The sequence below is a fragment of the Roseivirga sp. genome (assembly GCF_049099775.1).
Taxonomy (GTDB): domain Bacteria; phylum Bacteroidota; class Bacteroidia; order Cytophagales; family Cyclobacteriaceae; genus Roseivirga.
The window spans coordinates 412,749-437,830 of the sequence record NZ_JAGDZM010000002.1 but is presented as its reverse complement, the minus strand read 5'-3'; the positions used below and the strand labels follow the sequence as shown (position 1 = coordinate 437,830).

Sequence of the window (25,082 nt, the reverse complement as noted above, 5' to 3'; positions counted from 1 at the left end):
AGCTTTTATAGTTCTTTCAATAGCTTAAATGGGACTCCTCCAACTACACAGTTATTGGGCACATCTTTATGGATAAGACTGTTGGCGCCAATCACTACGTTATTGCCAATATTTACTCCCCTGAGAATGGTGCATTTATCTCCAATCCAGACATTATTTCCAATATTGATAGGGGCAGTTTGGTAGCCATCGAGTTTTAGATCGCCATCTTGCATAAAAAAGTTATGGTCATGATCAAGAATTGCCACCATCTGACCAATAGTAACATTGTCTCCAATCGTAATTCTCTCATGTGCAACAATTCTTGTATAGCTATTGATACCGAGATCCTTTCCTATAGTTATAAGGCCTTTTGCTTGAACTATCACATGGTCGTTGATAATGAACCTGCCATTACAGGTAATCCGTCCATTTGTCTGGATGTAAATCCCGCATTTTCTACCAATCATTGAGGTAATCGGAGCAGAAAGCTTATTTAGATAAAAAACCTTAAGCGCATAAAACCTTAATACTGCAATGACTTTGTATAAGGTGCTTTTATAGATCAATTTCATACGCTTATTTTTAGTTGCTCTTTCAATCTAGCAGCTACATGAGGACCGTAAAACAATTTAACCGTTTCTGCGGCATTCTCCACAAGTTTCTTCTGATACTGCTCATCTTGTACAACCTTATTTAGTCCAGCAATAATGGCACTAGCATTCGCAGTGTCCACTAGGTGAGCACATGCGTTTTCTTGAATAAAATTATTGAGGAAAGAACCTTTTGGTGAGTGGACAAAGATGGGCTTTCCTGAAAGTAATAAAGGGATGGTTCTGGTTGGAAAGATTGTTTGATACTCAATTTCGCCATAGCCTCCTTCAAAACCGTGAGTTAAGACGCAAACATCATATTGTTGAATTACCTCATTTACTTCTTCTGGCCGAACGGCTCCTTTATAATTGAAGAGTGCGGGGTCCATTCCTCTTTTCTCAAGAAGTAATTTAGGTACGTGTGTATAAATACTCAGTGTGAATTTATTGGAGGACCCAATTGCATTCAACATTCTCTTTGATGCTTCTAGGTTTGATTCATTAAAATTACCAATAGCTACCAAATTATAAACGTCTTTATTGGCGCCTGGAATTCCCGTCTGACCTTCAGGTAGAGGGTATTCGTTAAATGTGTGAACCAGCGGAATAAACTTATCTGATCTATACTCCTTCTCATAGTAAACCTGCATTCCTTTACTCATTACAAATACCTGCTCGGATTGATCGAAAATACCTTGCTGCCAATCGGCCGCTCTGGCATCTTTAATACTTCTGTTTTCTATATAAGTATTGTGAAAGTATGAGCTAAATGGGCATGCTGTTCTTTTGGCAGCGATGCAGGCGGCGCGACAGTAATCTATGTTTGGAAAAACACCTATGACATGGTCTATTTTCTGTTCTTTGATTACCTTCTCTATAGAAGTAACTAATTGATTGAACCTGAGTTTTCTGAACCAGCGGAAAAAGCGATTTCCCCGCCCCATAAAATACATCTCCGTAAAAAAATATATAAACTTTGGACCATCAGGGTTTCGGCCTGGCACCTTTCTAGGGTTCCAGGTACTAGAACCAAAAACCACGAATTCTGTTCGCTCAAAGTTTTGAGCTAGGTTTTCTACAATCACACTACTACCACCTGTTTGAGGCAGTATGCTACTACTTACCAAAAGTATCTTCATGGCCTTTTCTATTGGTTCAGCTTAGTCTTTTATCCCAAGAAGCCACAATTTCTTCGAAAACAGTTTGAAGTGATTTAGTAATGTCCCAATCAGGATAATGTGCCTTCATTTTAGAAAGGTCTGAAATGTAGCAGATATGGTCGCCCTCTCTATTTTGCTCTGAATACTTGTACTTCATCTTTTTCCCCGTGATGGATTCAACACGAGAAAATGCCTCCAATATAGACGTAGAATTATCTCGGCCACCTCCAATATTGTAAACTTCACCTATGCGCGGCTGATCGAAAAAAGCGCCTATGAACCTGGCCACATCCAACGAGTGAATGTTATCTCTCACTTGTTTGCCTTTGTAACCAAAAATGGTGTATTCTATACCTACTATATTGGCCTTTATGAGGTACGAAAGAAAACCGTGAAGCTCAACGCCTGAGTGATTTGGTCCTGTAAGACATCCTCCTCTTAGAGCACAAGTAGGCATGTTGAAATAGCGGCCATACTCTTGCACCATAATATCTCCTGCTACTTTTGAAGCGCCAAAGAGCGAATGTTTAGACTGATCTATTGTAAATGACTCTTTAATTCCGTCGGCATATTGTAAATCCGCAAAGTCATAGCGAGTGTCCAGCTCATTAAGGTTAAGGTTATTAGGAGCATCACCATACACCTTATTGGTACTCATATGGGCAAAAGGGGAATCTTTGCAGAACTGCCTTGCAGCCTCTAACAGGTTGAGGGTACCCACTGCATTTACATCAAAATCATCAAAGGGTCTGCTCGCCGCTAAGTCATGACTGGGCTGAGCAGCAGCATGACAAATGAAGTTGGGTCTTAACTTCTTAAAAAGCTCTAAAACCGACTTTCTATCACGAATATCGAGTTCAACATGTTCAAAATTCTGGCATTCATCTACCAATTGGTGCTGCACCCAACGCGTATCTCCTTTCTCACCAAAAAAGTCTGCCCGCATGTTATTGTCTACACCATAGATTTTCCATCCTATTTTGTCGAAATACCTTACTACTTCAGAGCCAATTAGGCCTGAAGAACCCGTTACCAAAAGTGTTTTATTCATATGCTTCAACATGCTGTTTATTATCTATTTCTAAAAAATTTACCCTTGTCGACATCGTTAATAATATCCAAAACAAGGGGCTAATGGTGTTTTCGTTTGTAATACCAAACAGGATCAAGCTGACAAGCACTAAAAACCCGAATTGATAATATATCCGAACATCCAATTCTACCGATGTAATATATTTGATCAGAGCTTTTTTTACCGTTAAGAATAAAAAAATCAGATAGCCTAGTAGTCCAAGAGCGCCATAGATGGCAAGTAAGGCCAAATAATCACTATGAGGAGATAGAAAGTAGTCGTTTCGGACAACTCTGTGAATCAATTGATTATTCTCATTTTGGTAGAACTCCCTAAACCTTGCTTTGAACTGTCCTATACCCAAACCTATATAATTTGCCGACTCAGCACCCTTTAAAGCACCCTTCCAAATGGGAACTCGGTTATCGGTGGAAGAGTTTTTTTTGAGCCTATTCGCCAATATCACGGGACCTGCGCTCTCCACAATGTTCCACCCTCCGAAAGTCAGGAATACAGATAGTAAAAAGAATATGGTTACTAGTGCTCCACGTGCTTTTCCTGGTGAAAAATAGAACATTAGCCCGATACAAAAGATCAATATGACAAAGGAAGTACGGCTACCAGCTAGTATGATGATATATCCTAAGAAAAAGACCAATAGCAGCATCAACAGCCTCTTGAAAAGACCTTTGACTGACTGATAATGAGTAATTAGAAATAATATAGTCACAACCGCTGAAAGAGCTAGGTAATTTGGATTGTCCATGAACCCTCCATCGCGATTATAAAGCTGATTGAAAAAGAATCCATTAAAAAAATACAGGCAATTAACAAGGATACCTGCCATCAGAAATTTCATCATTCTGGTAATATCATTTCTTGTAATTTGCACATGTCTAATCACCACGAATACGCCCAGATATAATGATATCTGAAAGGCATCGTTTAAAAAAAGAGGGAGTTGAAAAGGGACTGTGATCATTCGTACTAGTGTAATAATCAGGCCATAGAGAAATATACCGTAGAGAAAAACATCTTGCTTTAACTCCGGATTAGATGTCCACCTGAAAAAGGATCGAACTATGAAGCACCCGATAATAAGAATGGCCAAGACTCTATAAGGCTTGAGCGTAGTATCGATCTGAAAAATCACCTCCAGAATTTTCTCCAAAGGAATTAGAAAGGTATAACAGCACAGAAGATGAACTATGACACGGTCGATATTTATTTCTACTTGCCCTCTCATGACTTTGCTTGCCGAATCATTTGGCGAAGAGCCTCTACTACCCGTTGTGTTGAAAGGCCATCGTCTTTAAAACATTCACGCAATAATGCCGACCTTCTTTTCTCCAAATCGTGCTCGGGTGTTTTGAGGTAGATGTTAACAGCATGCTTCAGTTCGCTATAATCACCAACCGACCTTACACCGCCTTCCTTAATCAGCTTGGCAAGGTGCGTATAGTCCTTAAGCCTTTTGGCCGAATTCCAATAAGCTAATTTTTTGTCTCCGTCAAAAGAGGTAAGAATCACAGGTTTGTTATGCATTAATGCGTCGATAGAAATAGTAGAACCTGAGTTGAAACAGATACTACAATCAGAAATAAGGGTCGAAAGACGCGTCATATCGCTTTTCTTCATACTCCAGCGTATCTTACTTTGGAGCATTTCAGGGTAATCTATTTTTACTTGGTCACTTTCTATTTTATCCAGCCTACCTAGCCAAGACTTTTTCGCCGTAAAATCTTGAACGTTTTGAGGGTGTGGCCGCACAACCAATGACATTTCCGAACCAAACTGGCCAGAATCGATGGCGTTTGCCAACCACTCCACGATATCAATTTCCCTAGGTGCGAAACGAGGAGAACTCATAGCAAAAAAGAGGTAGGGCCGTTTAATTGACTGGCCTGTTTGCTGAATATCCTTTAAGCTACATCCTGACTCTCTTATTTCGACATGTTCATCAAAATGTGTTACCCCACACTTAACTATTCTATCTGAATCAATGGAGTAAAACGATTTTAGTTCCTCCTCCATGATTTCTCCCCAAACGATAAACCGATCTGGCAATACTGGAAACTTACCTTTACATGTTATATTGTCCCAGCTAAGTAGGTGCAGGACCGTTTCGATCCCAGCATGCTTGGCCTCATAGAGCAGCTTAGCTTCCATTATGCTTACTGGATAAGTGGAAACTAGTAATCGCGGCTGAATGATTTTGAGCAAGTTCTTTGCTTCTTCAGAGACAAGGTACTTACCCTCCTTTTTGAGGAAATTCTTTCTGATAGAAGGAATCCGCTTAACAAGAGTGTATATCAAATAATAATAAATAGGTCTTAGCCTTTTCCACGGATGAATTGACTTGCTATAAAAGAGTGCATTATAAAACTTCTCTTTTAGAGCTGTGTTGGCCTTAATGTCTTCGAGAAAGTACATTCTCTTATACAAGTAGTCGTCATCCCAGATACTACTCTTACTTTTCCATTCGAATAAAGATACGAGCGGGTTAGCTGCAAAACTTTCAAAATTTGGGTCTTTGGCATTATGACTGATGATGGAAACCTTCAGCCCACACTCTGTCAAGCGCCCAATGAGATTGGTCTGAAGCAGCATTCGAGCTGCGAAACCATGGGATACTATATAGCAAATATCACTTTTCATGCGTGATATAATGGTTTTCTGCTATTTGCCAATCTGCCGGAGTATCTAAATTGATGTCGGGAGATATAGTATTTTCAAAATAGGCCATATTCTGCCCATAAAGAGACCTATCATGTAGAATAATTGCAGGTTTGGCAAGGTAAACGGAGCCATCTCTATAATAAGCCTTAGGCAAATCCTGGCGTCTGGAAATTATCTGACTTTCGCCTGTGGCTATTTTGAGTAAGTCTTTATTCTTCGATGATTCAAAACACCAGTGAGGATTAAATTTATGTGGAACTTGTCTTACAGAAACCAAACTATCGGCTCCTGAGTTGATGAATTTCTCAATTGCACTATTAACTTCTTTTACCTCCCTGAAGGGCACGGTAGGCTGTAATAAGCATACGGCATCATAGGATTGCCCGTGACTTGTCATGTATTGTAATGCATGAATGACAGTATCTATTGTGGGTGAAGCATCAGAAGAAAGTGCATCAGGCCTGAGAAACGGAACCATGGCGCCACTATTTTTACTAATCTCTAAAATCTGCGGACTATCTGTAGAGACTAATACCGTGTCAAAGTAACCGCATTCAAGACCCAGCTTGATACTATAATTGATCAAAGGTATATTCCCTAACTTCTTTAAATTTTTGCCTGGAATACCTTTCGATCCTCCTCTTGCAGGTATAAGTGCCAGTATCCTCATTTTTTCAAAAACATCAATAGGTAATCCGCTTATCAGACTGCAATTCAGCCTTTGCCAAAATGTCGGCTATGGCTACTCCCGCATTCCCTTGTCCATAAATCTGTTCTCCAGAATAAGGTCCATGGGCCAACTGCTGTCTAACAGCAGATATAATTTCATGGCGGTCATAAGATACATCAATAGTATTTGCTCCTCTTTCTCTACCTTTTTGCCTAGAGCCTATGTTTACTATTGGTACTCCTAAATAAGAGCACTCTCTGATCCCAACACTAGAATTACCTATCAGAGCTTTAGAGCCCTTGAGTAGCTGTAAAAATTGAGTCGGCGGCATATTCTTGAAAAAGTGAATCTTTTCGGGTTTTCGAATTTCTCTGAAGGCTCTTATTCCGTTTGAAGTACCATCCGAACCCGCATCGATGTTTGGCCAGAACCATAATGCCGGAATTTTCAATTCCTCCACTGCCCAAAGCGTTTCTTCAATATGCTCTCTGGCCAATCCAAACTCTGAGGTAACCGGATGTTGCATTACTACTAGATATCCATCACCTAAAGCCGGCTGGCTTCCAACTCCACCATAGTTATAAGGATTGAAATTAAGATCAATAGCCTCACGCTCTTGAACTGCATGGGCAAGATCTATTGAAGGACATCCCGTGACATATACCAAATTTTCAGCCTCTCCCATTTTCAGCACTCTTTCTTTAGCTCTGGTAGTTGAGACCAAATGAAGATCGGCAAGTTTCGTAATTGCATGCCGCACTTTCTCGTCGATATTACCTGTAACCTCTCCCCCTTGAATATGGGCGAGAGGAATATTCATGTAGGCCGCAGTGATAGCTGTCGACATGGTTTCATACCTATCGGCTATGGTCACAACAACATCTGGCTTAAGGGAATCGAATACATTAGCGAGTTCTATCATACCCAGACCGGTAGTTTTTACCTGCCCTGTGAGATTACCGCTTTCTACTACATTATAGACCCTTGCCGTTATGGTAAAACCATCGTCTTCCATTACTTTGGCGGCATTGCCAAACCTACCTAACAAAGCAGATGCTGTTACAATAAGCATTAACTCAAGTGATTCATGATCTCTGATTGCCTCCAGCGCTGTCTTGCAACGGCTATAACTAGCCCTTGCGGTTATAACCACTCCTATTTTCTTCTTTACACTCAAAGTTCGTTCAGGTCATCATAGGTTAGAAAATCGTATTTCTTAAGTCGCCTCATTAGCTTTTTACCAATCACTTTTTGATAATCCTTTGCCGGAACCCCCATGCCAGAAGGCTTTTTGGACTCAAGGTCTTCTTGTTGTAAAATATGACCCTCGGAAAGTGGCTTGTTAACAGCTAGAGATTTTTCAAAAATCGGTTTTAATGTTTCATATGGCGAAAGATCGTTCTTATCCACAGGGTGCTGGAGTGATTTTTCAATGAACCTTACCCCTTCTACTAGCCTTTTTACTTCCTCAATTTCAAGCGAAGACGAGGCATCGGGACCGAACATCCTTTTATCAAAAGTCACGTGAAACTCCAGAATTTTTGCTCCAAGGCTAACAGCAGCCAAACCGGCATAAATATTTCCAGAGTGATCCGAAAATCCAATAGGTAAATCAGGATAATGCTTTTTGAGTTCTTCAATTACGTTTAGGCCTAAATGTTCTCCTTTCGTAGGATAACTGGTAGTGCATTGCAAGATCGACACATGATTGCCGTATGGTTTGAGAAAATTTACTGAAGCTTCTAACTCATTATAATTACTCATTCCACTTGATATAATTATGGGCTTACCTGTACGGGCAATCCGTTCTAACAACAACAAGTTGTTTACCTCTCCAGACCCTATCTTGTATCGATTAACATTCAAACATTCTAAAATTTCTACTGCTGCTAGAGAGAAAGGAGAAGACATAAACTCCAGCCCTACTTCTTCGCAATGACTTTTGATACCTACCCATTGCTCGAATGTAAAAGCCATTCGTTCCCAATAGTCGAACCGAGTATTATCTTCATATGAAAAGTTTACTCGAAATGGCTCTTGTTCACTGCTTTCGGCTTTGGCAACATGTGTTTGAAACTTTACAACATCAACCCCTGTCCCTGATAGTGCATCGATGTAAGAGTGCAGTATACCCAAGCTACCGTCATGTGCCTGTCCAACTTCCGCTATGATAGAAACTTTACTCATTTCTAATTCTTGAGATAATAGCCGTAGCCAGAACCGGAATTATAGCCACCATAGGCTCGGCTACCTCTGACATTAATGTCGTTGATGATGATTGAAGGATTCACCAACTCATCTTTCTGATATTGTTCTTGCATAAGCCTTAGTGATTCTTTCTTTGTTTTTCCGTGCCTTACTACATAGAGCATATTAGTTAAATATGCCCTGAGCAATAAACCATCCGTTACAATTCCAATAGGGGGACAATCAATGATGACATAATCAAAGTCCTTTTTGAGTTGTTCAATGAGAACACCCGTTCTTTCGGACATAATCATTTCTGTAGGATTAGGAGGTATAGGGCCACAACCAATAAAGCTGAAATTTGGATATCCATCAACGTTGTTCAAAACATCGGAGAGTTCCGCTTGCTGAATGAGGTAACTTGTCACGCCTAAAGATGTGGGTTTCTCTAGGTACTGTGAGATTTTTGGCTTTCTCAGATCCATATCAACAACTACAACCTTCTTATTAGCAAGGCTAAGTGTTATGGCTAAGTTAATGGCCGTAATCGATTTCCCTTCCCCACTTACAGAAGACGTAATAACGAAAACTTGCTTCTTTTTGTCAAGGTTGGTAAAGTTAAGGTTGGTTCGAAGCAGTTTAAACATTTCCGCTCGAATCGATCTTTCTCTTGCCTTTAAAAGAGGTGGTTCATTCTTCTCATAGTGAGGAATCCGTGCCATTATTGGTACTGTAGTAAGGCCTTTTATGGTTTCTTCATCGTCCACTGACGTTTTGAGCAAGTCAAGCAGCAATATCAATAAAATTGGAGTAAGAAGTCCTAATGACACACTAGCCAGACGAGTAAATTTTCTGTTTGGGAATATCGCTCCCGAACCACTTCTTGCGGGTTCTATAATACGGGTGTTAGCCGTTGAAATCGCCATAGATAACTCTGTTTCTTCCTTTTTTTGGAGTAAAAACAAATAAAGATTCTCCTTAATTGATTGCATTCTAAGTTTCTCAATCAACCTTTTTTCAACAGATGGTACGGTATTTAAATCTCCTCTGAGTTCTCTTATTTCATCTTTTGTTTGATTAATTGGAATTTCCAAGTTGGCTTGGAGGTTAGACAAACTTCTACTAATTAAGCCTCTAAGATCTTCTAATCTTGTCGTTGCTTGACTTCTTAGTGGATTTTCTACGGAAACAGTATTTGAAAGCTTCTTTCTATCAAGAAAGAGTTGATTGTACTCCTCAATGAGACCCGCAAGGACGGGTGCGTCCGCTGATACATTGGTAGGAATAAGGCTTTCGGGGTTAACCTTAATGTTCGTCTCAACGGCACTCAGCAACTCTCGCTCAAGTTCCAGTTCCGCTAATTTACCAAGTGCAGACCTAAGTTCTCCTAAGGAGAAATCTAGGCTAGAAGCCGCCGTTTCAGTGATGATATTATTTGCACTTTTAAAACCCTCAATATTACTTTCTATACTGTCTAGTTCATTAGAAAGTCTTGTGATTCTGTCACCTACAAAGTCAACAGTGTTTTTTAGGATTACATTATTATCAGCTATTTCTTCTTCATTGTAAACACTAATTAAAGTGTTTAAAACATCAGCAGCTTTAGTCGCTGTTGGGTCTACCAGTTTTAGTTCAAGTACACTAGAAGAGCGTTGTCCTCCAACCAATTCGATTGTTAGAGCGTTTTTAAAGGCATTAGCTACATTCTCGGGGTGCATTACATTTATCTGATAGCTGCCTGGGAAAAACTGTGCCTCTGGATTAACACTTATCACAAATCTTCCAAATTTATTTTCAAACGGTTGTCCAAAAACATGTGCCTCTCCTTCCGTATCTCGATCCATGCTAAACTCAAAGTCCTTGGCACCACCTACTTTTATATAAAAAGAAAGGTTTTTACGATCACCTTTTATTTCATATTCAGAAACCAATAATGGAGTGTCTTTGTAAAGCTCAGTGTCCCTTACAACTCCCAATCGATAGTAGGTTACATTGATGTTTAGCTGATTCACTACTTTAGTTAAAACAGGTCTTGACTTGAGAATTTCAATCTCATTAGTCAAGTCTTTACCACCGCTATTTAATCCTAAACCCTCTGATAATATAGAGATCTCAGAAAGGGCTGGAGTTCCCTGAACTCCCTTTATAAGGAGCTTTGCGCGTGTCATATATTTAGGCGTCGAGTATCTCAAATAGGCCTGTCCTAAAGGAACAGCGATACCTAGACATATAACAAATAACCACCAGCGGGAAACAAATTTCCATGCCCACTTGCGGAAGTCAATTTTCAAATCAGGCGTATTATCAGATGACATAGTAGAGGGCTTTAAAATCTTAATTATCGGTTTCTTGAGATTGTAAAAGCTAATAGGATAACACTAATTCCAACAGAAACGTAAGGCAAGATCTTATCCTGTCTAGTACGAATGTTACCCAAAACTCTCTTTTCAGGCTTCACATAAATAATATCGTCTTGCTTAAGATAAAAATATGGAGACTTGAATATCTGGTTACTATTAAAATTCACATATCCAAAAGACCGCACCCCGTCGGTTTCTCTTACCACCATAACACTATCTCTATTAGAATAAGGCGTAAAATCCCCTGAGGTAACCACTGCTTCAATAATATTAATTCGGTCGTTTTGGACAGATAAGACTCTAGGCGATCCAACTTCACCGTTTATAGTAACTTTAAAATTGGTAAGGGCTAGATTGATTGTTGGCTGAACCTTGAAATACTTACTCAACTTTTCAAGCACTTCTATCTTTGCTTCCTCAATTGTCTTTCCAGCCAACTTTATTTGACCAGCCAAAGGAAAATCGATATTCCCTTTTGAGTCTATCAGGTATCCACTTGTTTGAAAATCTTTATAAACGGCTACTGCGTCCAAATCAACACTACTTACTTCTACTTTTAAAATATCTCCCGTTTCTAACCTAATCGGTTTATAATTAGAGATTACTTCTGGTTGCAAGGAAGAAGAAAGTGGCTGATAATTGACAAGAGTAGGGTAGACATTACACCCACTCATCATGATTCCTAAAAGGCAACAGAACACCAATTTTAAAACTCCTAATCTATTTTTTGAGTGAGCAAAAACCGTATAATGCATAGGATAAAAATAAAAAATGGCTATGAACAAAGCTATAGATTTAACTGGATTGATTTTGAGAAAATTTGATTTCACTTATATAGTGGTCAAGGGCATAGGATCATTAAGTAAATAACCCTCAATTTGCTTTTGATGTACCATGAATTTATTCGTCCTGATCATATTCTTATTTTTCGATTAAAAGTCTTTTAAAATACCTCCTTTTATCAGTGAAAACCCTAAGCAAATAAATGCCTGGAGACATTTTAGACAAGGAAATCTTTGCCTCAGAATTTCTGCCAAGTCTTTTATAAAAAACTTCCTTCCCTGAAAGGTCTAGAACCTTGACAGACTTTATTATTGAATCAGAAGTTACTAGCCTTACTTCTGAATTAGCAGGATTGGGAATAATCTGTAATCCCACTGAAATTTCTTCAATTAGTTCTGGAGCTTGAATAATGGCGGATTCTGAAGCCACATTAGTAGAGGTACTTGCTATGGATAGCGTAGTAAAATTTTTTATTGAAGACCAAGGAGAGACTTCCAATGCCCCACCTACTAAGCACACGGCCCTTATTTGGAAATCATAAGAAGTTCCGGTTTCAAGACTACCAATCCATCTCCGGGAGGCCGCTTGGGTGCTTATTAGTTTCCAATCACTAACCCCTGATTTTCTCCATCTAATATTGGTTCTATAGCTATTTTTATTCTTCCAGTTAATTCTCGCTCTATCCTCCTCTATCGGTTCAACACTGACCTGATTGAATTCGATTTGACCACATGCTTCAGCTTCTATTCTAAAGTCATTTTCATCAGAAAATTGCCCCCAAGATTCACCACATTGAGACTTTACTTTCCAGGTATAAGTGGTCGATTGACCAAGCCTATTTAAGACGACTGACTCCGCCCCTGTCACCAGTTGTTTATTCCACTTAGACTGACCCTGAGCTTTAAAGAAAAGAAGGTATTTACTAGCACCTTCTTGTCCTGTCCACTTTAGGTCAACCGTGGTCTGGTTAATGACTTCCGCGATGAGATTGGTAGGTTGAGGACACTGATCAACCCCCAAAATTATTGGTTGACCGAGCTGCTCTTGGTCAAGTTCTATCACCTTGTTTTCACAAAGTACCGGCGAGTTCCATGTAGCCATGTCTCCATCATAGACAATCCTTAAACCTTTAATAGGGCAAGCTACAGCAGAAGTAATTGCGGGTAATTTTTTCACTTTAAAGTAAATCCGAATGCGATTACATCCTCCAGCTTCTCCACAAGGTTCATAACCCCAATTCCCATTAACAAAGGAGCCTCCTTTGTACCCATTGTTGAAAACTATGCCTTCTTGTTCGTCATATACCTCATTGACCCACTCATGATTCTTTGCCAATGTAGGATTGAACATATCTGCTCCTACTAAGTCGAAATACTCATTGTCATATTGAAAAAATATACCCTTTACATAATTCTCATTTGAGTTAATCATGTAGATAGAATCCAATGGAATGTTGATGAGCTGCCCCATTTCCAAGGGCTTATCGAAAGATGAAAATGCGCTACAAGCAGATTCACCTACGGGTTTAGGAATAGCAAGGAAGCAGCTTCCAGAGGAAGTGTTCGCTTTCAGGGGGTTTTTATTGTTGTAGACAACATTGGTGGAATCGTATCGATAGAACGGACGAAACCCTATCTCCTGGTTCTCGGTTTCAATAATGTTATCCGTAATAACGAAGGCGCTGTCATCATTGGATATGAGGCCCATTCCCAACTCATTGAGCTCAGATAGTCTGTTATACGAAACCCTGAAATTACGTACCCTAGAACTGAAGGTGAGTGCGGCTTCACTATGCTGCATCACATCATTTCCAATTTTGTTCAAGTTTGAAAATTCATTGTAAAGCACTTCTGTAGGGCCTCCTTTTGCCGAGCAGGAAAAATGAATTGCAGAACCGTTGAAGTCCTCTCCTGATGAATTGGTAATATTGGTTCCGCAAAGGAATATATTTTCAGAAGCGCTATTATAGAATCGACATTTATCAATTACAGAGCCTGTGTTTGTAGGAAAGATGATAGTCGTATTTACTCTCCAATCATAGTTCAATGTATATTCATGACTATTACCATTAAGTACAAGGTTATCCACTTTAATGTTATCTGCCTCTGCCCAAGATACTCCTTCCATCAATGGGAAAAAGAGGCTTACTGAATCACCTGGTTGCATTACTTCACGGATGGAACGCCCAGAAAGAAAGATAGTTGTATCGTTTTGAGGGTCACTAGCAATAGAGGCAGTATAAGAAACAAATCCGGCCAGTGAATCATAGTTTTGATCACTGGCAATATTGATTCTATGACGTGTTCTAAAACCCTTATTACTCTTCACATAGATCTGTTTATCATTCACTGCTGTGCTATGGGTGAGTATAGTTTTAGGGGGAGTTTCTCTGTAAAAGCCGGAGCTATCGGTCATACCCAAATAGGTGTTATTCTCCAGAAGCCAAATTGAGCGGTCTATCTCATACATTCCTGTAATTTCAATTGTACCTCCTCCAGCTAACCAAGCGGTGTATGCAGCACTATTAATAGCATCAGCCTCTTTAACTACCACCCCAATACCATTTGCTGGCGAAAGACCTCCGATTTCCCAAAACCTTGGTGAATAATTATCATGAACTCGTTGCCAACATCCCGATGCCAAATTGAATCTAGTTCCGTAATTTGTTTCAGTACAGCCACTTTTCACAAAGAGGCCATGGTATCTGGGATGCTTAATGTTAATAGAATCCGCCGAACCGTTGTATTGAAATAGTGTTGCATAATCATTAAGCTCATCTACCTGTGAGAAACACCGAGCGATGAAAAGAAATGTGAAAAGAAAAGTCAAAACGACTCGCACGTTATCTTATTAATGTTTTAAAAGCCCTAATGAAACCTTTATTGCATCGGTTCAAATGCACCGGAAACAAGAACTATTCTCTACATCTTTAGCCAAGATTTAGATACCAGATCAGAAGTATCAAAATCGCCCTCATTGAACCACTTTTTTGGAGCAATTACGTTCCGTTCTTTGTTTTCATTTAACCATACGGCCCACCAGGCAAAAGAGCTGTTTGGTATGATGAAATTTTTACATGTTTTCATCAAATGAAGATAGTTGTCGAACTTATATCCCTTCATTTCATGGCCCACTATAGTCACAGGATACTCCAGTTTAATATTCTCTTTACACCACTTAATATCATCTGAAAATACAAAAAAATGAGGCTTTTCAATTAAGTCTGACATTATATCGGCACTTCTGAGAAAGTAATCTAGGTTTGTCGCATTGAGCGCTGGTGTTGTCAAAAAATCAGTTCTCCTCACATTCAAGCAAACTGACTGGGAGCCCTCAATCTGCTTGAACAGCTCCTCGGCTTCAGAAATTATAGCATTTCTGAAACAGAACGCTTTCTTTACAATATCTGCAACATTAGAAAAGTACTTTTCGCTTTGCCACCACCCATCGTAAAGCGCATTATCAACAGGGTTTTTGATAAGGTTCTTATCTACATGAAAGTGTCTCTCTTTTTCAATTGTAAGCCCTCTGGCAGCATAGTTCTTTAACCACCTTGACAGCGTGGATGATTTTAGCATGTAGTACTTATGAAGTAGGTTTGGGCTCATACTAAATTCAGGCTGGGCCTTAAATACATCAAGGTCCATATTCCGATAGACAAAATCTTTTCCTCTGGCCCTATCTAATAGGGCAGAACAATCAAGTTTCAAAGATGTACCAAGTCGCTGGGCCTGGCCTAGGCCAAAGGCATACTGGAACATCTGATTGCCCAAACCTCCTTTAAGTCTTACCTGGATCATGGTTTAAGTCTTTTCATTCGTTTTTGCATAGATGCCAGATCTTTTTTGGCTTTTTCTCTATTTACTGCCAGTGTATCTATTCCTGCATCAAAGAGCTCATATTTTGGGCTCAAAAACACCTTTGCATTCTTTATTTCTTCCTCAGAAAGGTGGTTGCTTTCAAAGAGAATAAAAGTAGGCGCCAATTTTTCAAGGTCAAGCTGAGAAAGGATTTTCCAATCATAACCTTCGGTGTCTATGTGTAACAGATCAAGTGAACTGACTTTATGCTGCCTTAGCAATTCTCCCAAAGTTTTGCCTTCCAGTGTTTGCGAAATTATGAAGGGCTCCATCCTTTCGCCTAATTCATTCAGGATATGCTGTCTGTCAAATGACCCCAGTTGATCATACCAAAAAGGAAGGTCGTCGAACTCATTTTTTACTTTTGGATCTATCCAATAAAAGTCAAGCGGTATTCCTTCATTGATCGCAACATTAGCGAAACTAAAACGAGCACTTCCCTGATAGTTTGACCTTAACCTTTCGAAAAGGTATGGTACAGGCTCTACAAATAGTGCCGACCAATTTTGATTTTTATGAAGCAATTCGTTGAATGGGTCTCCCGTTTTTCCATCATTTGAGCCTATTTGGAGCAAAAATGCTTCCTTTTCACCCATTACCTTATTGAACCAATAAGGGGGATTACGGTCGTCTTTGAGAAACGGTTTTTTAAAAAGTTTCCGCTTTATACGAGCCAACTGGGTTCTCAAGTTCATTTGCCCTGTCTTTTTGATATTCCTACAGTGTCAAGTCCTTCATAATGTCTGGATTTCATTACTAAAATACCGTCCCAAGAATAAGACTCATCTACATTGGCACTGGCTACCTCTACAAAGTCGTGTTTCAGAAGAAAGTTTCTACAGCCGTTGTGAAGTTCATTAGAATGGGTAGAAATGAAGGCATATCCAATCCTTTTATCAGAAATCATTTGCTGGCTACCCTCCAGCATTTCTAGCTCAAAACCTTGAATATCAGCGTGCAAAATATCGAGAAATTCAATGTTATTATTCGCACAAAGTTCATCTACAGTTCGAATATTCTTTTTAGGGTTAGCCGACTTGCCAATACCGGCATGAATGAACTTTCCTTCAAAACCGTTGGCATGAAAATTCCGCTTGCCATAGTAAAGGTTCTTTTTGTCAGGCTCTACCATAAAGCAATCGGATTTCGGAAAAAGGTCTGAAAGCCACATAGAATAAAAGGACCAATATGACCCTAGTTCTAACATGGTCAAGGGTTTGGATGTACTCAGTTGTTTTAATACTTCATGAAAAATAAGTTCTTCTTGCGGTTCATGTACTCCTTTGTTCTCGACAAGCATCTTCATCAAACCAAATCCATAATAGCTCATAGGATCAATTTTGAGACCATTGTGCATCACTAACCAGTCTTCTTTAAGCTTTCCGGCCTCTTCATGTCTTGGAATAAATGCATTGTCCTCTGCAACAAGTACATTTTGAATACGTGAGGCCCAATGCTTTTTAGCATTCTCAGGGACTCCTTTCATCAAGTCGGTACTACTCTTAATCATTTTGAGAAGCTGTTTGCGTGCATTGGCATCCTTTTTCTCAAAATACATTTTCGATAGCAACCAGGGACAATTGCTCGAATACAAAAACTCTTTAAAGAACTGTTTAAGTTTACTCATTACCCGTTGAATTATTTAGCCTAATTGCTTCTTTCAAATCCCTTTTCCAATATTCATAAAGTGCAATATCCCATTGATTATAGCTCTTAATTAGCTCTATTTCTGCATTTTTAGGTTGGTTATAACTAAAGTTTCTTTCGTTAGGTATTTGCTCAAAAGGAATATGGTGATCTTTCATAAACTTTACCACTTCTTCTGAAAAATCACCAAAGTCAATGACTGCATAAAATTGGCTTAGGTGTTGTTCTGCCTTGCGAAGTGTCTGCTCGTTAGGCTCCGCATCCACCTCACTTGATAGATACCTGCAAGACATATTTCTAGCCGCCCAACATTTTTTTAAAAACACATTCAACCCCTTCCTTGCCCACTTTTGATAGGGGTAGCCAGGTTCACTTCTCAAAACCATCTGGTAATAGGACCAAACACGAGCCACCGGCTCACGCATTACTGTAACATACCGAAAATGAGCTGGCGGACAATTGATTGAAACAGGTCGATGAATATTGAGCTTACCAAACCGCTGCTCCGGGTCTCTTTCTAAAATTTTACAAAGAGATGTACCACCCGTCTTAGGCAAATGCAGGAAGTTTATTTCGTTTTCATCAAAGCTATAGCCTGGGTTATGATAACCGTTGTGATGATACACAAAACGAATGAGCCTATCAGAGTTGGATAAGAAATCTAGCACTTTCAGGTAACTCCTGATAAGGCTGTATTTAAATCGGGCAAGTTTAACACGTAATGAACTCATTCGTCATCATGGTTTAGGACTGTTGAAGAGTTAACTCCTAAACTCTCCAGTACCTCCTTCAGCTTTTTGGTATCACCTTTAGGGTATAGATTACTCACTTCAGCCAGTCGACTTTTCACTTCATCTGAAGCTAGAATATCACTGATCTTGGTTTTAATCTGTTCCGGGCTGTCAATATCTTTGTTGGCACTTATACCAATGCCGTGATAGTGTAATCTGGCTGCACATCCGTTCTGATCAGAGCGCTTTCCAGAATACACCAGCATCGGCACGCCGAAATGAATACATTCATTGATGGTATGAATACCGCCATGATTGATAGAAAGATCAGCGTTTTTCAAAACTTTCAGTTGAGGCACTTTCTCAAATGCAAACACATTGGCGGGAAGGTTTTTAAATTGATCGCGCTTCAACTTTCCGCCTAAACTAATGATCAGATTACAATGAACTAGGCTTTCGACAGCAGCTATAACTTTTTTCAAAAAAGTAGCATCACCTGCTTTAAAGGTGCTCACTGAACAATAAATGAGTTGTTTCCCCTTCTCTATTTTGTCTTTATAAACAACTTCCAATTGATCAAAAACCTCTTTAGAGATACCCGAATCCTTTCTCTGCTCATACACCATGGGCCCTAAATAGTTTGTCTGATCATTTTTCTCATGTTCAAATTCAACATTTTCGGCAGTCATGTGTACTAAGGGCAGGTGCTCATATGAAAAAGGGCCAGGCCAATAATTTTTCCTAATATGCCTTTTTGGAAAACCCACAATATTGGCATAGGACTGCAAAACAGACCTCCGGTCAGTATATACTGAGGTGAGTTTCTTTTTAAAGAAAATAGTCCAGCGCTGATACTTCACCTTTAGCCAATGCAATTGAATGCCCAGCTTGGAACCTGAGAAACCTTGACCCGGTACAATTGTCGACTGAATGGGAGGTAAACCTTCACTATCGAGTGTTGAAAACCATTGACTCAGCAATAAAACATTGAACTCCGAAGCTACAAGGGTCATAATGTATTCGTGAAGCTCTATATCTGCAATGACCATTTCAGGTTTGCAAGCCTTCATTTTTTCTAGAAACTGATCCATTCCTAAGTTAGTGATGGCTTGCTTACGCCTTTTTTTCACATAACGAATTTTATGTACTAGACGCTTGAGCTTTTTCTGGCTTCCATTGAAAACAGGAACGGATGGTGCCGGATCGAAATTAATATGGTCTAATTGAAGGTATTCAAAACCCTGAGCCTTAACTTTTTCACTAATGGGCTGTGGGCTTGCACTGACTACCTCATGTCCAAGGGCTTCTAGCCTACTTACTAGTTCAAAACTAGCGTTCAGTATGCCGGAGAGTCCGGAAGTTATGCATAGGATTTTTGCCATTTACTCTGTGTCCATTTCTTCTAGCAGTTTCATAATGGTTTCTCGCACGTATTCAGCAAAAGCGGCAATTGTAGGCTTGTTGAAAGCCAAATTGAGCGGCAAATCCAACTCAAATGCTTCATTGGCCCTGCTTATTACTCTAATAGCTGCCAAGGAGCTCCCCCCTAGTTCAAGAAACTTATCATGCACACCTATTTTATCTATATTGAGTACCTCAGACCAAATATCGGCTAGTGCCTCTTCAATATCGGTACGTGGTGCTATATAGCCTACCTCTGTTATCCGCCTTACATTCTCGGGCAATGGCAAAGCTTGTCGGTCTACTTTTCCATTTTCTGTAAGGGGTAGTTTATGCAGGTGGATAAATTGAACAGGGACCATATAATCCGGCAGGTGGTTTTGAAGGTAGCTTTTAAGTTCAAAGTCGTCAAGTGGTTCTTTTGAGACATAATATGCGACTAAATGCTTTGTGTCTTCATCCTTTTCTCTGGCTTCTGAATAGCCTATTTCCTTCAGAATTCGCTCCACCTCTGGTTCATCTATCACCTCATTAATTTCTTCTAATGAAGCATCTCTAGTTTTATGACCTAGCCGTACATCCCAGCTGTAAGGAAAAGCATAGTTGCTATAACCTCTTTCTTTTTTATGCACATGAATTCCCGCCTGATTTATAAGGCAGTTGGTGGATCTTCCCGTATCAGTTGGCCTTATCCAAGACACTTTTTCATCGAGGAAGTGGAGCATCTCGTCTAAACTCACGTCGGTATAGCGGTAAAAATCTATGAATTTCACCTGATCGAAAACAGCATCATCATCAAATGCAGAAACATCTAGCAAGCGTTTCACTGCATCATCTACTCTATGGTAGGATTTACGGGCTTCGAGTATGATTTGATCAATTTTTGCCAGGTCAGCCTTATCGTCACGAAAAAGCTCTTCAGTTAGTCTGGTTTCAAAAAATTGCCCTCTGGAGAGGCCTGTAACAATGTAAGGAATGTTTTTTTCTAAGGCCACCTTCATACTCAAGGTATAAATGGTCTTAAAACACCCATCACAAACATTGCAATGAGTTTTTAGGCTGTCTACAAAAATTTGGTTCATTGCTGGAGTACTGCCATACATGTGGTCTACCCCAAGTTCGGTAACTACTCGCTTAATATTATCTTTCGCTTGTTCAGATATGTAACCATTGTCAAGGGTGAATGCCAAAACTCTTAACCCCATTTCTACCAGTCGGGCTAGAGTGTAGGTACTGTCTTTGCCTCCACTCAGCAGAGCAATACAGTCATAATCTTCTTTTCCAGGTTGCTGGTTAAAGAGGTTTTGCAGATCGCTAGTGGTTTTGAAGTATTTCTGAACCCTGTTTTGATAATCTTCAAAAGACCTGCAGAGGCCGCAAGTATTAGTTTCATCAAATTCTGCTTGAGGATAGCTTGAAGGTAGGCCACAGCTCACGCAGTTTATTACTTCTTGTTTCTTTACTGTTCTGGATTTCGTTCTTAATTGTACTGTGGCAGCAGTTATTTCTGGATAACCACCCAGCGTGTACTCAATCTCAGCTAACTCTATCCGTCTACCACTTATTTTTACTTGTTCATCTTTCCTTCCCAGATACTCGAGTAACCCTTGATCATTGAGTCGTACTAAATCGCCTGTTTTATACATGCTCATTTCAGCGTCAAAAGGATTGGGTAGAAAACTTTCTTTGTTAAGCGCTTCCTGTTTCCAATATCCCTGTGCCAAGCCAGGGCCTGATACATAGAGTTCTCCTGCTACACCATCGGGCAACGGATTTTGAAAATCATCTAGAACATAAACTTTAGCGCCTGTTATTGGAACGCCTATGGGTACTGATGGTCTTTCTTTTTCTGTTGTATTAAATAAATGAACTACGCAACCCACAGTAGCTTCCGTAGGACCGTATTCATTAAAAACATGAATTTTGCTACCAAATGAAGCATGGGTGGCTTGTGCTACATCCCATTTAAAATCTTCACCACCCACAATCATGGTTTTAAGTTGTGATTCGAGGTACTGCTTTCCTCTTACCATGGAAAGGTGAGAGGGCGTTAGCTTTAGAAAATTAACCTTATTATCTTCTAATACTGTGAATAGCGACAGGTCAGGTCCGCTTTCTGGTTCTGAGTAAATCACCATTTTCCCACCAGAAACTAAGGGTAAAAACAATGAAGTAACCGTAAGGTCAAAGCCAGTGGCGGTAAATAATGCGGCAATCAGTCTTTCATCTGCATTATATTTTTTTTGAGCCCAAGCTAGATAGAAACCAAGGTTACCATGATTAACCATAACTCCCTTCGGCATACCAGTAGAACCGGAGGTATACATAATATAAGCCAGGTCCTTCGCATCTGGTTTTGGTTCTAGATTAGTTTTAGGTACCTGCTCAAGCTCTTCAGTCAGACCATCTAACGATAAATGGCCTTGATCTTCTGCTAAATCAAAGTCCTCGTCTATTGCTTCACAGGTAATTAATACCTTTGCTGCGGCATCTTTGAGAATTGCACTGCTTCGTCCACTTGCATAGTTAGTATCTATGGGTACATAAGCTGCTCCTGTTTTCAAAATAGCCAGTATGGTCACCACTAGGTCTGGGTGACGTTTCATATACACTGCTCCTCTATCTCCTTTTCCCAGACCCTTTGAACGGAGTAAGTGCGCAAGCCGGTTGGCTTTTTCATTCAATGCTTTGTAAGTCAACGAAAGGCCTTCAAATTCCAGAGCGATAGCATCTGGATATTGTGCTGCCTTTATTTCGAAGGACTCGATAACTTGTAGCGTAGAATTTTCTGCTGATTCTTTTGGGAAAGGGCTAGGGTTTTCATTAAGCTGAATATCATCAAAGCTACCAAACCTATTATCTATGAAGGCATCGAGCAATTTGAGAAAATGACTTGGGATTTGCTTTCTTAGATTATCTGAAAAAAGGGTGTTGTTAAGGTCGAAACATAACTGAATGCTGCCAGTATCGTCAAAATCGTGCACTTGTAGTCTTAATGCATGAGAAGTATCGGCTGCATTTGGATGTACCCATTCAGACTTCATGGGTATTTCACCAAAATTGGAAAAACTGGCATTAATATAATTGAGTACTACATTGAAACTTCGGCTTAGCTCAGAAGAGGCCGCTCCTGGTTGGGCATACTTCAATAAGTCGAAAGCTTCTACTTTCACTTTTTCAAAGAGCGTGCTAAATCGATCTTCTTTATCTATATCAACACCAATAGGGAAAAGCTCAATAAATAAACCGGAAGTATTTTTATAAGCGGGCTTAACTCTATTATGAGCAGGTGTACCAAAAGCTAGGCTTTGTTGGCCACTTACTTTATATAAATAGGCAATAAGTACTGTAGCGAATATATTAAAAAGAGCCAAGTCTTGAGTCCAAGCTTGTAAATCAGGCTGTTTGGTCAGTGCCTTAAGTTTAGCCGAACGTATTTTTCCTAAGGGAATAACTGTTCGTTCAGAGCCAGGGCCTGTAGGAGTGGTATACCCGTAAAGTCGTGGAGGCTCTGCCAAATTTTTTAGTTTATTATTCCAATAATCGGTCACTCCTTTGCGTCCCTCTGTCTGTCGCAATCGAAGTTCATGAGCTAGGTAATCTGTAAAGGGTGGCAAAGTGGCTGCTTCAGGAAGATTCCCCGTCAGTGCAAGGTCATATAACTGTGCCATTTTTTTGTAAACTACGCCTACCGACCAGCCGTCTGTAATGAGGTGGTGCTGATTGAAGAACCAGATAAAACGTGAACTTGTCAACTTTATCAATACGGCATCGAACATTGGTTTGGCTATGTCGAAATTATTCTGGCTTCGTTGCTCAGTCCATGTTTTAATTTTTTCAATACTATGATCCTCTTCAGACCAATCGAGCACCTCTAAAGAAGAACTCAGTTGACTCAAAACTTTTTGTTTTGGCACTCCTCCCTCTGTATTGATAACAATTCGAAGGGTATCGGTATTATCGATGAGCACCTGAAAAGCATCCTTAAAGCAAGCAACATTAATGTTTCCTAATAACTCGAAGGCCAAAGCCATGTTATATAAGGGTGAACCCAAGTTTAGCCGTTGACCCGTCCAGATGAGCAGTTGGCTCTGGGTGAGATTAGTGTCTATATTTACACCATTTTGATTATTTCCTTCTGAAGCTGTCAAGTTGATTTTACCTTTTGGATGTAAGCAGCAATGGCGGATACTGAAATGAAATTCTCTATCACCATATCTTGAGGAGGTACTTTCATATCGTACTCTCCTTCAATAAAAGAGATTACTCGCATAATGCCTAAAGAATCGATCATTCCGCTGTTAAGCAAGTCATCATCAGGTAGCAATTCCTCTTCGGGGTTGCCCAGTATTTCCTCCAATATATATTTGGTTATTTTTTCTTTCATTGATATGTCTTTAGAGCTTCTGCCTGAAGCTGCCTGTTATTAATCTTTCCTCCACCAGTTCGAGGTAAGGCTTCAATCACCAAGTTTTTATCGGGAAGTGCCTGTTTAGGCAAAATATTTTTAATGAAACTATTCAAAGCACCTAGGTCGACTACCTTGCCCTTTTTTTCTGTTATAAAGCTTATGATGGCCATGTTTTCGTCTGGCTTTTTTATACCAACCACAGTGACCTCAAAAACAGCATCAAATTTTAAGATGGCTTCTGCTACTTCTTCTAACTCAACCCTGTACCCCCTTACCTTTATCTGGCGATCTTTCCTGCCATGAAAATGTAGTTTTCCTTTTGCGTCTAGCTTTACTAGATCACCAGTTCGATAATACACTTCCTCAATTCCTGAGTTTTTTCTTTGCCTGAAAAGCGATTTTTCAGTCAATTCAGGTTGCCGCCAATAGCCACTCATCATGGTCGCGCTTCGAATCAATAGCTCACCCATTTCTCCTATGGCCACGGGTATATCATCTTCATTTACTATAAGCCCATTGGTATTCTTCCAGAATGTGCCTAATGGTATGGGTAAATCTGTTTCAGGTGGGGTATCAAAGTTGAAAAAGGTACATTGGTTAACTTCTGCTGGGCCATAGACATTGCTGAATGTACAATTAGGCCACAATTCCATAAGACTGCGAATATGCTGAGGAGGAAAGGTTTCTCCCCCATAAAGCACCCACCTTAGTTTTGGCATGCTGCCTCTTTCAATGCTGCCAGAACTAAGCATTTGAATGAGCGCTAAAGGTACGGAATACCAAATGGTAATGTTTTCTTTATCGAGCAGCAAGGCGAGGCTGGCCGGCATCTTTGTGTGTGCATCAGTAGCAATTATGGTAGTAGCTCCCACCAAAGGAGCGGTTAAATAACCTAGCGTACTCATATCAAAATGCAATACACAGTGGTTACCAATCCGATCGTCTGCAGTAATCCCATAAAGGTTAGCCGTTAGCTGTGCATAAGCCAGCCCGCTTCTATGTGAATGCATAATACCTTTGGGTAACCCGGTAGAGCCTGATGTATATATAATATAGGCTAGGTCTCGTTCCATCAAGCCTACTTCAAAATCTAAGATCTCTTGCTCAAACACGTGACCCCAGGGTATCGTGTCTATTTGCCATTCCTGAGATAGACCAATAATCATTAACAGAGATGAAGGTATTTCAACTACCTTCTTCAATTCTCTACGTTGTGCCGGTGTAGTAACAATACAGGCAATCTCACAATCTTCTACCAGATTTAGCGTGCGTGATGTCGAGGCAGTAGGGTCTAGCGGTACGTAGGCTGCTCCTGCTTTCATAATGCCGTAAATGGCAATCGCACTTTCCAGGCATCGGTTCATGTAAACACCAATGCGGTCACCCTTTTTTATTCCCCTACTTACCAAAACAGAAGCCAACTGACTGGTTTGCTGTTCCAACTCCTTAAACGTGACCGAATGATTAAGGCAAACGAACGCTTCCTTATTAGGAAATTTTCTGGCCGATTGTTCAAGACTGTCCGTAAGCAAATAATTCATGAATTGGT

The 25,082-nt window shown here is 40.0% G+C and carries 19 protein-coding genes; all 19 read right to left on the bottom strand.

Annotated elements, in window-relative coordinates; translation table 11 throughout:
• Nucleotides 1-5: 5 nt before the first annotated feature.
• The 19 genes from JXQ92_RS04105 to JXQ92_RS04015 all read right to left on the bottom strand — a co-directional run bounded on the left by JXQ92_RS04105 (nt 6) and on the right by JXQ92_RS04015 (nt 25,074).
• The gene (locus JXQ92_RS04105) at nt 6-554 is read right to left on the bottom strand and encodes an acyltransferase (protein WP_421985312.1); all 549 of its coding nucleotides are present in this window, start codon (nt 552-554) and stop codon (nt 6-8) included.
• Nucleotides 551-1,711, bottom strand: a complete 1,161-nt coding sequence (locus JXQ92_RS04100; protein WP_421985311.1) for a hypothetical protein — start codon at nt 1,709-1,711, stop codon at nt 551-553. Before JXQ92_RS04100 ends, JXQ92_RS04105 begins: the two co-directional genes overlap by 4 nt.
• 16 nt (nt 1,712-1,727) lie before the next feature.
• Nucleotides 1,728-2,783 (bottom strand): NAD-dependent epimerase/dehydratase family protein, encoded by a 1,056-nt coding sequence (locus JXQ92_RS04095; RefSeq protein ID WP_421985310.1) that lies wholly within the window; start codon nt 2,781-2,783, stop codon nt 1,728-1,730.
• Nucleotides 2,776-4,050 (bottom strand): O-antigen ligase family protein, encoded by a 1,275-nt coding sequence (locus tag JXQ92_RS04090; protein ID WP_421985309.1) that lies wholly within the window; start codon nt 4,048-4,050, stop codon nt 2,776-2,778. Before JXQ92_RS04090 ends, JXQ92_RS04095 begins: the two co-directional genes overlap by 8 nt.
• Nucleotides 4,047-5,462, bottom strand: coding sequence for a hypothetical protein (locus JXQ92_RS04085; RefSeq protein WP_421985308.1), 1,416 nt, complete (start codon nt 5,460-5,462; stop codon nt 4,047-4,049). The genes JXQ92_RS04090 and JXQ92_RS04085 overlap by 4 nt, the downstream gene beginning before the upstream one ends.
• Entirely contained in the window at nt 5,452-6,153 is a 702-nt protein-coding gene (locus JXQ92_RS04080) for a cytidylyltransferase domain-containing protein (RefSeq protein WP_421985307.1), read from the bottom strand. The genes JXQ92_RS04085 and JXQ92_RS04080 overlap by 11 nt, the downstream gene beginning before the upstream one ends.
• Nucleotides 6,154-6,166: 13 nt before the next feature.
• The gene (gene neuC / locus JXQ92_RS04075) at nt 6,167-7,330 is read right to left on the bottom strand and encodes a UDP-N-acetylglucosamine 2-epimerase (RefSeq protein ID WP_421985306.1); all 1,164 of its coding nucleotides are present in this window, start codon (nt 7,328-7,330) and stop codon (nt 6,167-6,169) included.
• Nucleotides 7,327-8,340: an N-acetylneuraminate synthase family protein gene (locus JXQ92_RS04070; protein WP_421985305.1), complete on the bottom strand. Its 1,014-nt coding sequence runs from the start codon at nt 8,338-8,340 to the stop codon at nt 7,327-7,329. Before JXQ92_RS04070 ends, neuC begins: the two co-directional genes overlap by 4 nt.
• A 2-nt stretch (nt 8,341-8,342) precedes the next feature.
• Entirely contained in the window at nt 8,343-10,655 is a 2,313-nt protein-coding gene (locus tag JXQ92_RS04065; RefSeq protein WP_421985304.1) for a polysaccharide biosynthesis tyrosine autokinase, read from the bottom strand.
• Between the two features lie 23 nt (nt 10,656-10,678).
• Complete coding sequence (locus JXQ92_RS04060) at nt 10,679-11,377, bottom strand: polysaccharide biosynthesis/export family protein (RefSeq protein WP_421985303.1); 699 nt, start codon at nt 11,375-11,377, stop codon at nt 10,679-10,681.
• 244 nt (nt 11,378-11,621) lie between these two features.
• The gene (locus JXQ92_RS04055) at nt 11,622-14,324 is read right to left on the bottom strand and encodes a T9SS type A sorting domain-containing protein (RefSeq protein WP_421985302.1); all 2,703 of its coding nucleotides are present in this window, start codon (nt 14,322-14,324) and stop codon (nt 11,622-11,624) included.
• Between the two features lie 80 nt (nt 14,325-14,404).
• Nucleotides 14,405-15,283 (bottom strand): alpha-1,2-fucosyltransferase, encoded by an 879-nt coding sequence (locus JXQ92_RS04050; RefSeq protein ID WP_421985301.1) that lies wholly within the window; start codon nt 15,281-15,283, stop codon nt 14,405-14,407.
• Nucleotides 15,280-16,038, bottom strand: a complete 759-nt coding sequence (locus tag JXQ92_RS04045; RefSeq protein WP_421985300.1) for an FkbM family methyltransferase — start codon at nt 16,036-16,038, stop codon at nt 15,280-15,282. The genes JXQ92_RS04050 and JXQ92_RS04045 overlap by 4 nt, the downstream gene beginning before the upstream one ends.
• Nucleotides 16,035-16,970, bottom strand: a complete 936-nt coding sequence (locus JXQ92_RS04040; RefSeq protein WP_421985299.1) for an FkbM family methyltransferase — start codon at nt 16,968-16,970, stop codon at nt 16,035-16,037. Before JXQ92_RS04040 ends, JXQ92_RS04045 begins: the two co-directional genes overlap by 4 nt.
• Nucleotides 16,963-17,721, bottom strand: a complete 759-nt coding sequence (locus JXQ92_RS04035; RefSeq protein WP_421985298.1) for a hypothetical protein — start codon at nt 17,719-17,721, stop codon at nt 16,963-16,965. Before JXQ92_RS04035 ends, JXQ92_RS04040 begins: the two co-directional genes overlap by 8 nt.
• Nucleotides 17,718-19,103 carry a glycosyltransferase gene (locus tag JXQ92_RS04030; RefSeq protein WP_421985297.1) on the bottom strand — a complete coding sequence of 462 codons (1,386 nt, stop codon included), beginning with the start codon at nt 19,101-19,103 and terminating at the stop codon, nt 17,718-17,720. Before JXQ92_RS04030 ends, JXQ92_RS04035 begins: the two co-directional genes overlap by 4 nt.
• Nucleotides 19,104-23,273, bottom strand: a complete 4,170-nt coding sequence (locus JXQ92_RS04025) for an amino acid adenylation domain-containing protein (RefSeq protein ID WP_421985296.1) — start codon at nt 23,271-23,273, stop codon at nt 19,104-19,106.
• A complete protein-coding gene (locus tag JXQ92_RS04020) occupies nt 23,270-23,509 on the bottom strand; it encodes an acyl carrier protein (protein WP_421985295.1) in 240 nt (79 codons plus the stop codon). Before JXQ92_RS04020 ends, JXQ92_RS04025 begins: the two co-directional genes overlap by 4 nt.
• Entirely contained in the window at nt 23,506-25,074 is a 1,569-nt protein-coding gene (locus tag JXQ92_RS04015; RefSeq protein ID WP_421985294.1) for an amino acid adenylation domain-containing protein, read from the bottom strand. The genes JXQ92_RS04020 and JXQ92_RS04015 overlap by 4 nt, the downstream gene beginning before the upstream one ends.
• Nucleotides 25,075-25,082 lie beyond the last annotated feature (8 nt).

What these genes read in the sequence shown, in the direction of transcription:
- JXQ92_RS04105 (WP_421985312.1), bottom strand. Translation starts at nt 554, where the DNA reads ATGAAATTGATCTATAAAAGCACCTTATACAAAGTCATTGCAGTATTA.
- JXQ92_RS04100 (WP_421985311.1), bottom strand. Translation starts at nt 1,711, where the DNA reads ATGAAGATACTTTTGGTAAGTAGTAGCATACTGCCTCAAACAGGTGGT.
- JXQ92_RS04095 (WP_421985310.1), bottom strand. Translation starts at nt 2,783, where the DNA reads ATGAATAAAACACTTTTGGTAACGGGTTCTTCAGGCCTAATTGGCTCT.
- JXQ92_RS04090 (WP_421985309.1), bottom strand. Translation starts at nt 4,050, where the DNA reads ATGAGAGGGCAAGTAGAAATAAATATCGACCGTGTCATAGTTCATCTT.
- JXQ92_RS04085 (WP_421985308.1), bottom strand. Translation starts at nt 5,462, where the DNA reads ATGAAAAGTGATATTTGCTATATAGTATCCCATGGTTTCGCAGCTCGA.
- JXQ92_RS04080 (WP_421985307.1), bottom strand. Translation starts at nt 6,153, where the DNA reads ATGAGGATACTGGCACTTATACCTGCAAGAGGAGGATCGAAAGGTATT.
- JXQ92_RS04070 (WP_421985305.1), bottom strand. Translation starts at nt 8,340, where the DNA reads ATGAGTAAAGTTTCTATCATAGCGGAAGTTGGACAGGCACATGACGGT.
- JXQ92_RS04065 (WP_421985304.1), bottom strand. Translation starts at nt 10,655, where the DNA reads ATGTCATCTGATAATACGCCTGATTTGAAAATTGACTTCCGCAAGTGG.
- JXQ92_RS04060 (WP_421985303.1), bottom strand. Translation starts at nt 11,377, where the DNA reads ATGATGAGTGGGTGTAATGTCTACCCTACTCTTGTCAATTATCAGCCA.
- JXQ92_RS04050 (WP_421985301.1), bottom strand. Translation starts at nt 15,283, where the DNA reads ATGATCCAGGTAAGACTTAAAGGAGGTTTGGGCAATCAGATGTTCCAG.
- JXQ92_RS04045 (WP_421985300.1), bottom strand. Translation starts at nt 16,038, where the DNA reads ATGAACTTGAGAACCCAGTTGGCTCGTATAAAGCGGAAACTTTTTAAA.
- JXQ92_RS04040 (WP_421985299.1), bottom strand. Translation starts at nt 16,970, where the DNA reads ATGAGTAAACTTAAACAGTTCTTTAAAGAGTTTTTGTATTCGAGCAAT.
- JXQ92_RS04035 (WP_421985298.1), bottom strand. Translation starts at nt 17,721, where the DNA reads ATGAGTTCATTACGTGTTAAACTTGCCCGATTTAAATACAGCCTTATC.
- JXQ92_RS04030 (WP_421985297.1), bottom strand. Translation starts at nt 19,103, where the DNA reads ATGGCAAAAATCCTATGCATAACTTCCGGACTCTCCGGCATACTGAAC.
- JXQ92_RS04020 (WP_421985295.1), bottom strand. Translation starts at nt 23,509, where the DNA reads ATGAAAGAAAAAATAACCAAATATATATTGGAGGAAATACTGGGCAAC.
- JXQ92_RS04015 (WP_421985294.1), bottom strand. Translation starts at nt 25,074, where the DNA reads ATGAATTATTTGCTTACGGACAGTCTTGAACAATCGGCCAGAAAATTT.